Genomic DNA, 15,900 nt, shown 5'->3' with positions numbered 1-15,900 from the left:
CGTGGGATGCGTTGTGGGACGCCTAGAGAGGGGAGGCCGGAACCATGGCCAGGACGGCGCCGCGGGACGCCGCGCGGCTCAAGGGGTCCATCGTCCCCCTGGTGACACCCTTCCGCCCCGACGGGGCCATCGATGAGAAGGCCCTGGTCGACCTCATCGAGTGGCAGATCGACAGCGGCAGCCACGGCATCTCCGTCTGTGGCACCACCGGGGAGCCCAGCGCCCTGTCCCTGGAGGAACGGGAACAGGTGATGGAGCTGGCCGCCCGCACCATCCGGGGAAGGGTTGCGTTCGTCCCGGGCACCGGCACCAACAACCTGGACGAGACCCTGCGCCTCACGCGGTTCGCCGCGAAGCTGGGCGCCGACGCGGCGCTGGTGATCGTCCCCTACTACAACCGGCCGTCCCAGGAGGGGCTGTACCGCTACTTCCGCCGGCTGGCGGACGCGGTCGACCTGCCCTTGATCCTGTACAACATCCCCGGGCGGACGGCGGTCAACCTGGAGCCTGCCACCATGGCCCGGCTGCGCCGGGATTGCCCCAACATCATCGGCGTCAAGGAGTCCAACAAGGACTTCGAGCAGGTCTCCAAGGTGCTCCACGCCTGCGGGCGGGACTTCCACGTCTACTCGGGCATCGAGCTGCTCTGCTACCCCATGCTGGCCATGGGCGGCGTGGGCCACTTCAGCGCCACGGCCAACGTGCTGCCGCGGGAGGTGGCGGCCCTCTACGACCACGTGGCCGCAGGCCGCTGGCGGGAGGCCATCGACCTCCACTACCACCTGCTGCCGATGAACGAGGCCCTGTTCCTGGAGACGAACCCCGGCCCGGTGAAGTGGGTGCTGGGCCAGCTGGGGAGGATCCATCCCGTGTACCGGCCGCCGCTGTGCGAGCCGTCGCCGGCGAACCAGGAGCGGCTGCGGCGGGTCATGGCGTCGTACGGGCTCGAGCTGGTGCCACGCGGCGGGGAACCTGCCGCCGGCGAGGATGCCGGCGGCCCGGTCGCCGCGGTCGGGGACGCCACCGGCTCGCCGCACGGGGCGGGCAGCGGGATCGCGGTGCGCGGGATGGGGCCGACCTCCAGGGTCAGCGGGCGCGGCGACGCCGGCCCGCGTGCCGGTGCGACGGCCGATCCGGCGCCGGGGGCGGCCGGGGCTTCCGGGCGGCGCGGGCCGACCGCCGCGCCGGACGCCGCCGGGGCGGCGGGAGGCGGGACGGCATGAAGCGGGCCCGTTTCCTCGCTGCCGGCCGCTACCACGAGGGATACCTGGCCGAGCCCGGCGTCCTGGTGGACGAGGCCGGCCGCCCCCACCGGGAGGACGCGGTGAGCTTCCTGCCGCCCGTCGAGCCCCGCAAGGTGATCGGCCTGGCCCTGAACTACGCCGACCACGCCGCCGAGCTGTCGCTTTCCGTGCCGGACGAACCGGCCCTCTTCTTCAAGCCGCCCAACACCTGGGTGGGTCACCGGGCGCCCGTGGTGGTGCCGGCGGGGGCCGGGTTCGTCCACTACGAGATCGAACTGGCGGTGGTCATCGGACGGCGGTGCCGGCGGGTGGCGCCCGAACGGGCCTACGACGTGGTGGGCGGTTACACCATCGCCAACGACGTGACGGTGCGGGACTTCATCACCAACGTCTACCGGCCGCCGGTCAAGGCGAAGGGCTGGGACACCTTCTGTCCCCTGGGGCCCTATCTCGTGGAGGGGGAGATCGCCGACCCCCACGCGCTGGGGATGCGGGTGTACGTCAACGGGGAGCTGCGGCAGCAGGGGCACACCTCCCAGATGCTGCGCCGGGTGCCGGAGCTGGTGGCGTACCTCAGCGAGTTCATGACCCTGGAGCCCGGCGACGTGATCCTGACCGGAACGCCCAAGGGCATCAGCCCGGTCCGACCGGGCGACGTGATGCGGCTGGAGATCGACGGGTTGGGGGCGCTGGATAACCCGGTGGTGGAGGAACCGGCGTCCGGCGGGCCGCGCAGCGGGCTAGACACCGGGCCGCGGGCCGGACCTGTGGGGACGCCGCCCGCCGGGCCGTGACCCGAGGCCGGTTGCGTGACCCGAGGCCGCTTGAGGGCGGGTTACCGCGGGGCGATGGGGTCCGGCCGGGTCGAGCGGACGGCCGTTGGGCGGTGGCCATGGTCCGTTGCGTCGTACGGATGGCCGCTCTCGGCCATGGCGAGTGATCGAGGCGACCGGGCGGCGGTTGCGGGGACGGCCGATGGGAGCGTGAGGTCATGGGCGGAGCGATGGGAGAGGCGGTCCACCAACAGGGGCAAGGCGCGGGGAGGCCGGCGGCCACCGTCCCCCGGCAGGCGCTGCACTTCATCGGCGGCCGGTTCGTCCCGGGGAAGGAAGGCCGGTTCTTCACCACCCTGAACCCTGCCACCAACCGGCCCCTGGCGGAGGTGGCGGAGGGCAGCCCGGACGACGTCGACGCGGCGGTGCAGGCGGCGCGGCGAGCCTTCGACGAGGGGCCGTGGCCGCGGATGCTGCCGGCGGAGCGGGCCCGGTACCTGGAGCGCATCGCCGACCGCATCGAAGCCCGCAGCGAGGCCATCGCCCGGGTGGAGGTGCTGGACACGGGCATGCCCGTCAGCCAGGCGCGGGGGCAGGCGGCCCGGGCGGCGGAGAACTTCCGCTTCTTCGCCCGGCGGATCCAGGACCTGGGCGGTCACGTCTGGCAGGTGGGGGACCGGTTCGTCAACTACGTGGTCCACAAGCCCGTCGGGGTGGCGGGTCTGATCACCCCGTGGAACACGCCCTTCATGCTGGCGACCTGGAAGGTGGCGCCCTGCCTGGCGGCGGGGAACACGTGCGTGCTCAAGCCCGCCGAGTGGGCGCCCCTCTCCGCCCACATGCTGGCGGAGATCGTGGCGGAGGCGGGGCTGCCGGAGGGTGTGTTCAACGTGGTCCACGGCTTCGGCGAGCCGGCCGGGGCCAGCCTGGTGGCCCACCCGGCGGTCAACCTGATCTCCTTCACCGGCGAGACCACGACGGGCAAGGCGATCATGGCCAACGGGGCCGCCACCCTCAAGCGGTACTCCTTCGAGCTGGGCGGCAAGTCGCCGGTGGTGATCTTCGCCGACGCGGACCTCGAGCGGGCGGTGGACGCCGCGGTGTTCGGCGTCTTCTCCCTCAACGGCGAGCGGTGCACGGCGGGGTCGCGGCTCCTGGTGGAAGAACCGGTCTACCGCGACGTGGTCGAGGCCGTGGCCCGGCGGGCGGCTCGGATCCGCATCGGCGACCCGGCCGACCCGCGCACGGAGCTGGGGCCGCTCATCCACCCCGAACACTGGCGGCGGGTGATGGGATACGTGGAGGCCGGGCGGGCCGAAGGGGCGGAGCTTCTGACCGGCGGGCGGCGGCCACCCGGGCTCCCGCCGGAGCTCGCGGGGGGCAACTACCTCGAGGCGACGGTCTTCGCCGGCGCCCGGCCGGGCACGCGGGTGTTCCAGGAGGAGATCTTCGGGCCGGTGGTGGTCGCGACGCCCTTCCGCACGGAGGACGAGGCGGTCCGCCTGGCCAACGCCGTCCGCTACGGGCTGGCGGCCTACGTCTGGACCCGGGACGTGGGGCGGGCCCACCGGGTCGGCCAGGCCATCGACGCCGGCATGGTGTGGCTCAATTCCCAGAACGTGCGCGACCTGCGGACGCCCTTCGGCGGGATGAAGGACAGCGGCATCGGCCGGGAGGGCGGCGACTACAGCTTCGAGTTCTACTGCGAGCGGCAGGTGATCCACGTGGCCCTGGGGGAGCACCCGATCCCGCGCTTCGGTGCGGGATGAACCGGCTGGCTGGGCGGGCCGGTGAGCGCCACCGAACCCGCGCCAGTCCGCCGCGCCGCGGCCCCGGTCCCGCAGGCGGTGCCGCCGATGGCGATGCCGTATGCGGCCGTGGGCACAGGGGACGCCGGCCGGGGTGCTTTCGGGTATGCCAACCCGGCGCCCAGGGTGCTTCGCAGGGCGAGCGGGATGGGTGGTGCACAGGGCGAACCGGGCTGGGGCCGGTTCGTCCGGAAGAACCAGGCCTGGCGGGGCGGCAGGCAGCCGACCGCCGGACCGGGCGGCGACGCACGCGAGGAGGGGGAACATGCCGGCACGGGACGGCCGTGCCTACGTGGAGGCGCTCAACGCGTCCCGGCGCGACGTGCTCATCCACGGGGAGCGGGTGACGGGCGGCATCGCCGATCACCCGGCCTTCCGCAACCTGGTGCGGACCTACGCCGAGCTCTACGACCTCCAACACCGGCCGGAATTCCGGGACGTCATGACCTATCCGTCGCCCGCCACCGGCGACCCGGTGGGGGTGCAGTTCCTCATGCCGCGTACCCGCGACGACCTGGCCCGGCGGCGGGCCTTCATGAAGGTCTGGGCCGACTACAGCGGCGGCATGCTGGGCCGGACGGCCGACTACCTCAGTGGGGCCATCGTGGCCATGGCCGGGGCGGCGGAGTGGTTCGCCCAGGCGGACCCCGCCTTCGGGGAGAACATCCGGCGGTATTACGAGTACATCCGGGAGAACGACCTGCTGCTGACCCACACCCTGATCAACCCCCAGGCCAACCGCGCGGCGGGGCCGGCGGGGCAGAAGGACCCCTACCTGGCGGCGCGGATCGTCAAGCACACCGACCGCGGGATCGTGATCCGCGGCGCCCGGATGCTGGCGACCCTGGGCCCCATCGCCGACGAGATCATGGTCTTCCCCTCGACCCTGCTCAAGGCGACGCCGGAGGACGAGCCCTACTCCTACGCCTTCGCCATCCCCTGCGACACGCCGGGACTGCGCTTCCTCTGCCGCGAGAGCTTCGACTACGGGCGCAGCCGGTTCGACCACCCGCTCGGGTCCCGGTTCGACGAGATCGACGCCATCGTGATCTTCGACGACGTGCTGGTGCCCTACGAGCGGTGCTTCATGATCGGCCACCCGGAGCTCTGCAACGGCCTCTATGCCGAGACGTCGGCCACCGCCTTCATGACCCACCAGGTGATGGTGAAGAACCTGGCCAAGACGGAGTTCATCCTGGGCCTCGTCTCGCTGCTCACCGACGCCATCCAGATCGAGCGGTTCCAGCACGTCCAGGAGAAGGTGGCCGAGATCATCGTCGCCCGGGAGATCCTGGCTAGCCTGCTGCGGGCGGCGGAGGTCGACGCGGCGCCCAACCGGTGGGGGGTGATGACGCCGGCGTGGGGGCCCTTGAACGCCGGCCGCAACTGGTTCCCCAAGGTGTACCAGCGGTTCGTGGAGATCATCCGGCAGCTGGGGGCCAGCGGTTTGATGGCGCTGCCCACCGAGGGCGACGTGTTCGGGCCCGGGCGGGCCGACGTGGAGCGCTACCTGCAAGCGGCGACCCTGGACGGGGTGGAGCGGGTGCGGCTCTTCCGCCTGGCATGGGATGCGGCCCTCTCCGCCTTCGCCGGGCGGCAGGCGCTGTACGAGTACTTCTTCTTCGGCGACCCGGTGCGGATGGCGGGGGCGCTGGTGGCGAGCTACGACCGGGAGCCCTTCAAGGAGCGGGTGCGCCGGTTCCTGACGGAAGAACCGGCCACCGCCGGTGGGACGGCGCGGCCGGAGGCCAGGCCGGCATCCGGTGCCGCCGCGGCGGGTCTGTGAGGGGGGCCCGGGGATGGTCGACATGCGGTGGCAGCGGCCGCCCTTCGACATCGTGCGGGCGGCCCACGCCGAGCTCCTGGTGTCGGACCTGGAGGCATCCCGCCGGTTTTACGTGGACCTTCTGGGGTTCGTGGTGACGGCGGAGGAACCCGGTGCCCTCTACCTCCGGGGATACGAGGAGCAGGTGCACCACAGCCTGGTGCTGCGGCAGTTGCCGGCCGCCGGCGGGCCGGCGGCCGGCGGAGGGCCTGGGCCCGCCCGGCGCCCGGAGGCGCAGGCGCCTGATGGAGGCCGCCATGGACCAATATCGCCGGGCGGCCGGGGGGAGCCGGGTGCGGGGCTCACCTCGGCGCCGGGGCAGGTCCTCCCTGGGACGACCCAGGGGCACGTCCTGCCTGCCGCGCCCCCAGGGCGTGGCCTGCCTGACGCGGCCGAGGGGCAGGTCCTGCCTGCCGTGGCCCCCGGGCAGGCTTTGCCCGCCGCCGCCCACCTGGCCTACCGGGTGGCGGGCGAGGACGACCTGGACCGGCTGGCCGCGTTCTTCCAGGAACGGGGCTGCCGGTTCACCTGGCTCGAGCCCGGGGACGAACCCGGGCAGGGGCGTGCCCTGCGGGTCCAGGACCCCCTGGGCTTTCCCGTGGAGTTCTTCTGCCGCATGGAGCGGGCAGAGCGCCTGTTGCAGCGCTTCGATCGCTACCGCGGCGCCCACATCCTGCGCCTGGATCACTTCAACCTGCACGTCCCCGACGTGCAGGCCGCCTACGACCACTACAAGGCCCTGGGCTTCCGCTGTTCGGAATACACCGCCACGGACCCTCCGGGGCCGGATGAGAGGCTCTGGGCGGCGTGGATGTACCGCAAGCCCAACGTCCACGACGTGGCGCTGATGAACGGCGATGGGCCGCGGCTCCACCACCTGGGGTTCTGGGTCAGCGACACCCAGAGCGTGCTGCGGGCCTGCGACATCCTGGCGGCGGCGGGCTGGGCCGATGCCATCGAGCGCGGGCCGGGGCGACACGGCTTGAGCAACGCCTTCTTCGTGTACCTGCGGGATCCCGACGGGCACCGCATCGAGCTCTATACCTGCGACTACTACACCGGCGACCCGGATTTCGAGCCCATCCGCTGGAGCGTCAACGACCCGCGGAGGGGCACCTTCTGGGGCCACGCGGCGCCCGCCAGCTGGTTCGAGGAGTCCAGCCGGGTGCTGGACCTCGACGGTCGGCCGGTGCCGGTCGAACCGGCCAAGCTCCGCGAGCGGCCGCAGACGGTGACGTGACGGGGACGCGATGGAGCAACGGTCCAAGGGCGGTGGTCGAGATGCCGGCGGAGCTCCTGGCGCAGATCCCCCAACTGCTCGCCTCGGGCGTCATGGTGGGCATGATCTATGCCCTGCTGGGCCTGGGCCTGGTGGTGACGTACACCACCACGCGCATCGTCAACGTCGCCATTGGCGAATTCGCCATGATCGGGACGCTGACGGCCGCCAGCCTGGCGGGTTCCGGTATCCCCTTGCCGTTGGCCGTGGTCGCCGGCAAGCGCCTCATGACAGAAGACCTTCCTGAGGATGACCCTCAGGTCAGTCAGGGGAGGGGAGAGCATGATCGTCCTCATCGCCCGATACGTGAGCCGTGCCGGCATGGGCGACCGGGTCGAGGCAGCCCTGCGCGAGATGATCCCTCTGAGCCGACGGGAGCCGGGCTGCCGGGCCTACAAGGTTCACCGCTCCCTCGATCATCCCGACGAGTTCCTCCTCTACGAGGTCTACGACGACGAGGCCGCCCTCGAGGCTCATTGGCAGACGCCCCACTTTCGCCGGATCATCGAGGAGACCGTGGTCCCGCTGCTGGAGCGGCGGGAACGCCATTTCTATCGCCTCGTCGAGCCGTAGGCGGTGCCCGGGTGTTGCGGCCGAACACCGCAGCCGGAGGCAGGGTGACCGGACGGGTAAGCCGCCCTCGGAACCCCTAGCGGGCGCGCCCACGAGCGGGCCGGCCGTCGTGGACATCCTGGGCCGGCCCGTCCGCACAAGATGTCGTAGGCGAGATCGACCCCGTCGGGCCTTGCACATTGCCGCAGGACCACGGCGAAGGCTTCAGGCAGGTAGCTCGGTGGTTGCCACGAAGGGGGCGCGCGGACGCTCACGGTGACGGTTCCAAAGATGGTCGGGGAGGACGAGGTCATGCGGGCATGGCGTGTTGTGCATGAGCTGGGGCCGCCCCAGCAGGCCCTGCAGCTCGAGGAGATTCCCGAACCGACGGTTCGTCGCGGCACCGTCAAGATCCAGGTCGAGGCGGCGGCCCTCCATCGACCGGGTTGAAATTACGGAATCCGAGAAATCCGTGGTTTGGGTTCCGTCGCCTTGGTCGGGGACCCCGGCCACCCGGGAGGAGGGGGGAGGCAACCTCATCGAGCCTACCGGAACGCGTCAGGGTGGATGCCGACCCGTTGCGAAAGGGCAGGGTTGGGGGGGCGTAGCGCAGGGCGGCCGTCCAACGACGACGCTGGAGGATGCCCGTGAAAGGGCGCCGATAGCTTGACGCCGCTGCGTTCAAGGGTCCGGATCGTCGTGGGGGATGCGGTTATCGCGCGCAGCCGGCCCGCGCCGTCGCCCGTGGGCGACCCTCCGCGCCTGGTCCCGGCACCCACGCGGCGGCCTCCAGGAGGCCAGGGCAGGTATTTCCTTCTCGCCGGCGAAGGCAACTCATACCCCCGCGGCGCCCACACGCCGGAATCCGTCGTGCTCACCCCGGGAGATGTTGCAAAGACGCTACAGAGGTGAGTTGCGTGTATGACTTCCGCCCCACCCCAGAGCAGGAAGCGGTGCTGGAGCGCACCCGCGCGATCATGGACGAGTACATCTACCCTGCGGAAGAGGAGTTCTTCCGCACCGGTACGTTCCCCGAAGAGCGCATGCGCGCGCTCCAGCACGTCGTTAAGGAGGCCGGGCTCTGGGCACCTCACATGCCCAAGGAGGCCGGGGGCCTGGGCATGGGGATGGTCACCCTGGCCCTGATGAACGAAATCCTTGGCCGGAGCCCGCTGGCACCGCGGGCCTTCGGCACCAGCGCCCCCGACACCGGCAACCAGGAGATCCTCTGGATGTTCGGCACGCCGGAGCAGAAGGAGCGGTTCCTTAAGCCCAACCTCGCCGGGGAGGTCTACAGCTGCTTCGCCATGACGGAGCCGGAGGTGTCGGGCTCGGACCCGACCAGGCTGCGCACCCGCGCGGTCCGCGACGGGGACCACTGGGTCATCAACGGCCACAAGTGGTTCATCACCAATGCTTCCCGCTCGGCCTTCGCGATCGTCATGGCGGTGACCGATCCCGACGCCCCACCCCACCGGCGGGCGACCATGATCATCGTCCCCACCGACACGCCCGGGTTCCGCATCGTGCGCCACGTGCCCGTGATGGACGAGGGCAGCCTGGCGACTCACGACGAGATCGTCTTCGACAATTGCCGCGTGCCGATCGAGAACACACTGGGCGAGGTCGGCGACGGCTTTCGCATCGCCCAGGCACGCCTCGGCCCCGGCCGCATCACCCACGCGATGCGCTGGATCGGCGTGATGAACCGCAGCTTCGAGATGATGGTCCAGCGCGCCTTGACCCGCGAGACGCGCGGACAGCTGCTGGCCGAGTTCCAGACGATCCAGAACTTCGTGGCCGACTCCTACGCCGAGATCCAGGCCGCCCGCCTGCTGACCCTGCACGCGGCGTGGAAGATCGACCAGGGCCTGGACGCCCGCAAGGAGATCTCACTGATCAAGTTCTTCGGCGCGAAGGTGCTGCACGACGTCGTCGACCGGGCCATCCAGGTCCACGGGGCCCTCGGCTACTCCAAGGACACCCCGCTCGAGCTCTTCTACCGCGAGGCCCGGGCGGCACGCATCTATGACGGGCCGGATGAGGTCCACCGGGTGGTGGTGGCGCGGCGCATCTTCCGCGAGTTCGCCGGCGCCGGGGATCGGGCGGGCTGATCACCGGCTCCGTCGGCGCCGGCTGCCGCACCCGTGCACGGCGTGCCGCCACCTACGCCGGGAGGAGGTGACGTAATGAACCACCGGCCCACTGAGGAGAGGGCGCGGCCCGTCCGTCCGGAGGAAACAGGCCCCGCAGGCGCGACACCGGCCACGATCCCCGTGCGGCCCGGCGAGGAGTTCGACCTCGACGCGGTGACCCGCTTTCTCCAGGAACGGGTGCCCGCCTTCCCCGGTCCACCGCTGACCGTGCGGCAATTCCCCGCCGGCGCCTCGAACCTGACCTACCTGCTCCGGGCGGGAACGTGGCAGGCGGTGCTGCGGCGCCCGCCCTTCGGGCCGCTGCCGCCCAAGGCCCACGACATGGTCCGAGAGGCGACGATCCTGGAGCGCCTGCATGCGGTGTTCCCGCTCGCACCGCGGCCGCTGGCGATCTGCGCCGACGCGTCGATCCTCGGCGCCCCGTTCTACGTCATGGAGTACCGCCCGGGCATTGTGCTGGATCGCGACTTCCCGCCCGGCGTGCGGCCGGAGCCCGGCCTCTGTCGCCAGCTCTCCTATCTCGTCGTCGACACCCTGGCCGACCTGCACGCGGTCGACTTCCGAGCTGCCGGTCTCGCCGACCTGGGTCGTCCCGAGGGGTTCCTACAGCGCCAGGTCGAGGGCTGGATCGGCCGCTGGCAGCGCGTCGAGACGGAGCCGATCCCGGCGCTGGCCCCGCTGCTGCGGTGGCTGCAGGCGCACGTGCCGGCCCAGGCCGGTTCGGCTCTTATCCACAACGACTTCAAGCTGAACAACCTGGTGCTCGCACCCACCTTAGACCGCGTCGTCGCCGTGCTTGACTGGGAGATGGCCACCCTGGGCGATCCCCTCTTCGACCTGGGGGTTAGCCTGAGCTACTGGGTCCACGCCGACGACCCCGACGTCCTGCGCCACGGGCTACCCACGGTGACCACCCAGGCCGGGTTCATCCGCCGCGAGGAGTTCGTGCAGCGCTATGCCCTGCGGACCGGTCGCGACGTGTCCGGGATCGGGTGGTACCTGCTGTTCGCCTACTTCAAGCTGGCGGTGATCGTCCAGCAGATCTACTACCGCTGGCGGGCGGGCCAGACGCGGGACCCGCGCTTCGCCACCTTCGGCGCCATGGCCCGTGATCTGATCGAATACGCCGCCGAAGCCGTGGCCGGCCGCGGGCGGGGTCTGCTCTGAGCGACGCAGGGGGCCCGCGGATCGGCCTCATCAGGGAGGTTCGGAAGGACCCGGCCTGGGCATCCCGATCTCCCGCGGGTGAGCATCCTTCATGCAGGCACCGAACAAGGGACCGGAACTGTTCCTGGCGACGAGCAAGGAGTGGAAGCAGCGCCAAGCCTGGAAGGACGCTCCGCCTCCGCGGGGCCGGATCCCCAAGGGGCTGAGCCTGCGGGAACCTGCGGTCACCGGCATGCACGTAGCGCGGACCCGTCGCGGGCGGGGGCTGTGTCCCGCCAGTGGACCCGGTGGCGGAAGGGGTGACGCATACGCATGGCTGTGGGACAGGTTGGCGCCGGCGACCGGCCCTTCGGGGCGATTGCTCAGGCACCGGCCCCGCATACATGACCGACGACCACCGCTACCCGCAGGTTGACGGCAGAGTGATTTGCCACTGGTCAGGAATGGTTCGGTCGCGACATCTAAGCCCGCATCGGACGAGAACTGCGCGCACCGCTGGATGAGCGGTGCCAAGCCCGGCGAGGGCAGGGATGCGTCGACACGGGGAGGGGTTCCGATGTTCACCCGCCACCACGGGGTGTGGCCGCCGCATCTGCCGAAGCATCTGGACTATCCCCGCGTGCCGCTGTGGGAGTTCCTCGAGACGACGGTTCGGAGGTTCCCCGACAAGCCGGCCATCATCTACTACGGGCGGTCGATCCCGTACCGGGAGCTCGGCGAGGCGGTCCACCGGGTCGCCGCGGGGCTGCGCAGGCTCGGCGTGCAGCCCGGTGACCGCGTGGCGCTCTACCTGCAGAACTGTCCCCAGTTCGTCATCGCCTTCTACGGCATCGTGCGTGCGGGTGGGGTGGTCGTCCCGGTCAATCCCATGCTGCGGGCGGAGGAACTGGCCTACATCCTTCGTGACAGCGAGGCCAAGGTACTCTTCGCGGGCGACGAGCTCTCCCCGGCGGTGGAGTCCCTCGGCGCTCGCACCGAGGTACGCGCAGTTGTGCGCGTCGTCTACGCGGACTACCTGCCCCAAGCGCCGTCCCTGCCCGTGCCGGAGGTCGTCGCCGCACCACGGCGTGCCGACAGCGGGTTCGTCGCGTGGGATGAGCTCCTGGATGCTCCCGCCGCGCCCCCCGAGGTTCCCACGGATCCCCGGCGGCTGGCCGTCCTCCCGTACACGTCGGGTTCGACCGGTACACCCAAGGGGTGCATGCACACCCATGCCACGGTGATCACGAACGTGGTCGGCGCCGCCTACTGGAACGGCATCGCGCCGAGTACCGTGCATCTGACCGTGCTCCCGCTCTTTCACGTCACCGGGCTGCAACACAGCATGAACGTGCCACTCTTCGTCGGCGCCACCTCGGTCATGCTCACCCGCTGGGATCGCGATGCCGCCCTGCAGGCCATCGCCCGGTACGCGTGTACCCACTGGATGAACATCAGCACGATGGTCATCGACTTCCTCCACAACCCGCGCCTGCGGCGCGAAGACGTGAGCTCGCTGCTGTTCGTCGGTGGTGGGGGTGCAGCGTTGCCGGAAGCGGTGGGCGAGCGGTTGTTCGCACTCACGGGCTTGCGTTACGTGGAGGGATACGGGCTCACGGAGACCATCTCGCAGACCCACTTCAACCCGCCCCACCGCCCCAAGCTGCAGTGCCTCGGCATCCCAGCCCCGGACGTCGACTGCAAGGTCGTGGACGTGGCCACCGGCCGGGAGCTGGGCCCAGGCGAGGAGGGCGAGCTCCTCGTATCCGGTCCCCAGGTCATGGAGGGCTACTGGAACAAGCCCGACGAGACCGAGGCGGCCTTCGTCGTCATCGACGGTCGACGTTACCTGCGCACCGGCGACATCGTCCGCTACGACGAGGAAGGGTACTTCTTCCTGGTCGACCGTGCCAAGCGGATGATCAACGCGGCCGGGTTCAAGGTGTGGCCCGCCGAGGTCGAGAGCTACCTGTACAAGCATCCCGCGGTGCAAGAGGCCTGTGTGGTCGGCGTTCCCGACCCCCGCAAGGGGGAGGAGGTCAAGGCGTACGTGGTGCTGCGGCCCGAGTACCGCGGTCGGGTGACGCCCGAGGCGATCGTCGACTGGTGCCGGCAGCGCATGGCCGCCTACAAGTACCCCCGGCAGGTCGAGTTCGTCAACAGTCTGCCCAAGAGCGGGTCGGGCAAGGTCCTCTGGCGGGTGCTGCAGGAGCGGGAACGCCAACGGGCGGGAACGTGACCGCGCCGCGTGCCGGCGGGCGGCACGGGGCAACCCGCGCCACGGCGCGTGGGGCGCCCGCGCCAGCCCGTCCACCCGCGGCAGGGGATCTGGGCGCGATCCCTGCATCCGCTCCGGCATCGCATCGCGGCATACGAGAACCCCAATCGGCTACGGTTGACCGATGGCGCGGGAGGAGGCGGTTGCCGATGCGAGCCTGGCGCGTTCACCGGCTGGGACCCCCGCAGGAAGTCCTCAGTCTCGAAGAGATGCCCGAACCGGAGGTGCGGCCCGGCACCGTCAAGATCCGTGTCGAAGCCGCGGCGCTGAACTTCCTGGACATCCTGCTGTGCCGCGGCGAGTACCAAGAGCGGCCTCCCCTGCCGTTCACGCCCGGGGCGGAGGTCGCGGGCACGGTGGTCGACGCAGGGCCGGAGACCTCGTTCCGGCCCGGGCAGCGCGTGGTGGCGCTGCCGGTCCTGCCCGACGGGGGGCTGGCGGAGTTCGTTGTCGTGCTTGAGGACCGCGTCTATCCGATCCCGCCGGCCATGCCTGCCGCCGACGCGGCGGCGATGTTCATCACCTACCACACGGCCGAGTACGCGCTGCACCGGCGTGCCCGCCTGCAACCGGGTGAGGTGCTCTTGGTGCACGCCGGTGCCGGCGGCGTGGGGTCGGCGGCGATCCAGCTGGGTGCCATCGCCGGCGCCCGCGTCGTCGCCACCGCCGGCGGTCCCGAGAAGGTCGAACTCTGCCGACGGCTGGGCGCCGCCCTGGCGATCGACTACCGGCGCGACGACTTCGTCCAAGTGGTCAAGGAGCATACGTCCGGTCGCGGGGCGGACGTGGTCTTCGATCCGGTGGGCGGAGACGTCTTCGACCGGTCGCGTCGGTGCATCGCGCCGGAAGGGCGCATCCTCGTCGTGGGGTTCGCCGGTGGCCGCATCCCCGAGATCCCGGCGAACCACGTCCTGGTCAAGAACTACAGCGTGCTCGGCATCCACTGGGGTTATCACGCGCGGCTGGCGCCGGGAGCCGTGCGCGAGGCCCACGAGCGGCTGCTGCGGCTGTATGCCGAGGGCCGGATCAAACCCCTGATCTTCCGTCACTTCGCCTTCGAAGAGGCCATCACGGCTTTGAACCTCCTGGCCGGTCGCCAGTCGTGGGGGAAGCTGGTCCTCGTTCCCTAGGACTCCTCGCTCGGTGCCGGCGTGGGAGCGGCGACGGGTCGACCGCGGGCGGAATGCAGCCCGGGGTGGTGGTGAGGTGCACTCGTCGCGGGGTGAACGGTTGCAGGAAGGAGCAGGACAGGGGCTCATCGGGGTTGAATCACCTGCACCAAACTCCGCCATCGGGTCCTGGACACCGTCGTAGCACCGCATTGTTGCACTCCACCGTGAACGGCCTACGGCCAACTGCGCCGGCGCTACCGCGGTGGCTGTCCCCCGGCGACGGCGGGTGAGGACTTCTGGGGGTCTCCGTACGCCGGTCTCGCCGTACGCGGGTCATTGCCTCCCTGGGGCCTTGCCCCATCGGGGGCTCGTCCTGCGCTTGTCACAGCCGTGCGTGGAGCCCACGGAGGTCGATGTCATGCGGGTCCAGGAGCTGTTCGACCTTACCGGTCGCGTGGCCCTCGTGACGGGCGGGTCCCGGGGGCTAGGCCTGCAGATGGCCACCGCACTGGCCGAAGCGGGCGCGAAGGTGGCGATCACCGCCAGGCGGCAACCCGGCCTGGAGGAAGCCGCGGCGATCCTGCGCCAGCAAGGCCATGACTGTCTACCCGTGGTCTGTGACATCTCCCGCTTCGAGACCATCGCCCCCACCGTCGAGAAGGTGGTCGAGCACTACGGCGGCATTGACATCCTCGTCAACAACGCCGGCATGACGTGGAAGGCTAGTCCGGAGGACATCACCCTCGAGGAATGGCAGCGGGTCGTGGACACCAATGTGACGGGCACCTTCTTGATGACACAAGCGGTCGGCCGCGTCATGATCCGACAGGGTCGCGGGGGCAAGATCATCAACATCGCCTCGGTGGCGGGGCTGCGCGGCAGCGACCCCGCGGTGATGGACACCATCGCTTACAACACCACCAAGGCGGCGGTCATCAACATGACCCGGGACCTGGCCGTCAAGTGGGCCCGGTACGGCATCTACGTGAATTGCATCGCGCCCGGCTTCTTCCCCACCAGGATGACGAGGGTGACCCTGGAACGGTTTGGCGACCGCATCCGCCAGCAGAATCCGCTCGGCCGCGTGGGCGGTGACGATGACCTGAAGGGGGTGACGGTCCTCCTCGCATCCAGGGCGAGTGACTTCATCACCGGTCAAGTGTTCGTCGTCGACGGGGGAGCGAGTGCCAAATAGGCGTGCAGCCGCGAGGGCAACGACCGACCGCACCGATCTGGGGTTGAGGGGGTACCGGCGGCGATGTCTCTTGGTGGAACGCTGTGGAGGCACGAGGCCAGGTGCCGTTCGCACCGGCGCTGGCTCGCCCTGGTGGTGTCCGCTGTCGCCGTCCTGGTCACGGCGTGCGGGGGTGGCGGTGGCCAGGCGCCGACGGGAGGTTCCGCAAGCCAACAGGGTTCGTCAGGTCAGTCCACCCCGGGGGTCACAGGCGACACGATCGTCGTGGGGACCTTCATGCCCCTGACGGGGCCGGCCGCCGCCTGGGGCGAGAATGCCAAGGGCCTGGACGCTTACTTCAAGTACGTCAACAACCAGGGCGGCGTGAACGGGCGCAAGTTCAAGCTGATCATCGAAGACGACCAGTACCAGCCCTCCCGCACTGTGGCCGCAGTGAAGAAGCTGGGAGGTACCCTCAAAAGGTGTGTAAATGGCGAAGGCGGTGTACCCTCCTCTTGGTGAACAACGAGGGCTTGGAAGCCCGGAGGGAGGA

At 70.6% G+C, this 15,900-nt stretch carries 13 protein-coding genes; all 13 read left to right on the top strand.

Features of this window, described 5'->3' with window-relative positions:
- The first annotated feature begins 44 nt into the window (after positions 1–44).
- The 13 genes from hpaI (at position 45) to Q5761_RS09350 (ending at position 15,869) form a co-directional block, all read left to right on the top strand.
- Positions 45–1,223, top strand: coding sequence for a 2,4-dihydroxyhept-2-ene-1,7-dioic acid aldolase (gene hpaI / locus Q5761_RS09410; protein WP_318750400.1), 1,179 nt, complete (start codon positions 45–47; stop codon positions 1,221–1,223).
- Positions 1,220–2,038, top strand: coding sequence for a fumarylacetoacetate hydrolase family protein (locus Q5761_RS09405; protein WP_318750399.1), 819 nt, complete (start codon positions 1,220–1,222; stop codon positions 2,036–2,038). The genes hpaI and Q5761_RS09405 overlap by 4 nt, the downstream gene beginning before the upstream one ends.
- Before the next feature lie 197 nt (positions 2,039–2,235).
- Entirely contained in the window at positions 2,236–3,786 is a 1,551-nt protein-coding gene (gene hpaE / locus Q5761_RS09400) for a 5-carboxymethyl-2-hydroxymuconate semialdehyde dehydrogenase (protein WP_318750398.1), read from the top strand.
- Positions 3,787–4,090: 304 nt separating this feature from the next.
- Positions 4,091–5,611 (top strand): 4-hydroxyphenylacetate 3-monooxygenase, oxygenase component, encoded by a 1,521-nt coding sequence (gene hpaB, locus Q5761_RS09395; RefSeq protein WP_318750397.1) that lies wholly within the window; start codon positions 4,091–4,093, stop codon positions 5,609–5,611.
- A gap of 13 nt (positions 5,612–5,624) precedes the next feature.
- Positions 5,625–6,890, top strand: a complete 1,266-nt coding sequence (gene hpaD / locus Q5761_RS09390; protein WP_318750396.1) for a 3,4-dihydroxyphenylacetate 2,3-dioxygenase — start codon at positions 5,625–5,627, stop codon at positions 6,888–6,890.
- A gap of 321 nt (positions 6,891–7,211) precedes the next feature.
- A complete protein-coding gene (locus Q5761_RS09385) occupies positions 7,212–7,502 on the top strand; it encodes a putative quinol monooxygenase (RefSeq protein WP_318750395.1) in 291 nt (96 codons plus the stop codon).
- A 255-nt stretch (positions 7,503–7,757) separates the two neighbouring features.
- Positions 7,758–7,931 carry a hypothetical protein gene (locus Q5761_RS09380; protein ID WP_318750394.1) on the top strand — a complete coding sequence of 58 codons (174 nt, stop codon included), beginning with the start codon at positions 7,758–7,760 and terminating at the stop codon, positions 7,929–7,931.
- A 458-nt stretch (positions 7,932–8,389) separates the two neighbouring features.
- The gene (locus tag Q5761_RS09375) at positions 8,390–9,595 is read left to right on the top strand and encodes an acyl-CoA dehydrogenase family protein (protein WP_318750393.1); all 1,206 of its coding nucleotides are present in this window, start codon (positions 8,390–8,392) and stop codon (positions 9,593–9,595) included.
- A 75-nt stretch (positions 9,596–9,670) separates the two neighbouring features.
- The gene (locus Q5761_RS09370; RefSeq protein ID WP_318750392.1) at positions 9,671–10,804 is read left to right on the top strand and encodes a phosphotransferase family protein; all 1,134 of its coding nucleotides are present in this window, start codon (positions 9,671–9,673) and stop codon (positions 10,802–10,804) included.
- A 556-nt stretch (positions 10,805–11,360) separates the two neighbouring features.
- A complete protein-coding gene (locus Q5761_RS09365) occupies positions 11,361–13,022 on the top strand; it encodes a long-chain-fatty-acid--CoA ligase (protein ID WP_318750391.1) in 1,662 nt (553 codons plus the stop codon).
- A 188-nt stretch (positions 13,023–13,210) separates the two neighbouring features.
- Positions 13,211–14,191: an NADPH:quinone oxidoreductase family protein gene (locus Q5761_RS09360; protein WP_318750390.1), complete on the top strand. Its 981-nt coding sequence runs from the start codon at positions 13,211–13,213 to the stop codon at positions 14,189–14,191.
- Positions 14,192–14,552: 361 nt separating this feature from the next.
- The gene (locus Q5761_RS09355; RefSeq protein ID WP_318750389.1) at positions 14,553–15,368 is read left to right on the top strand and encodes an SDR family oxidoreductase; all 816 of its coding nucleotides are present in this window, start codon (positions 14,553–14,555) and stop codon (positions 15,366–15,368) included.
- 63 nt (positions 15,369–15,431) lie between these two features.
- On the top strand, positions 15,432–15,869 hold the full coding sequence (locus tag Q5761_RS09350) for an ABC transporter substrate-binding protein (protein WP_318750388.1): 438 nt from the start codon (positions 15,432–15,434) through the stop codon (positions 15,867–15,869).
- The last annotated feature ends 31 nt before the right edge of the window (positions 15,870–15,900 follow it).

The sequence above is a fragment of the Thermaerobacter composti genome (assembly GCF_033582035.1).
Lineage (GTDB): Bacteria > Bacillota > Sulfobacillia > Thermaerobacterales > Thermaerobacteraceae > Thermaerobacter > Thermaerobacter composti.
Note: the sequence above shows the minus strand (reverse complement) of the source record. Positions and strands in the feature narration are given on the sequence as shown.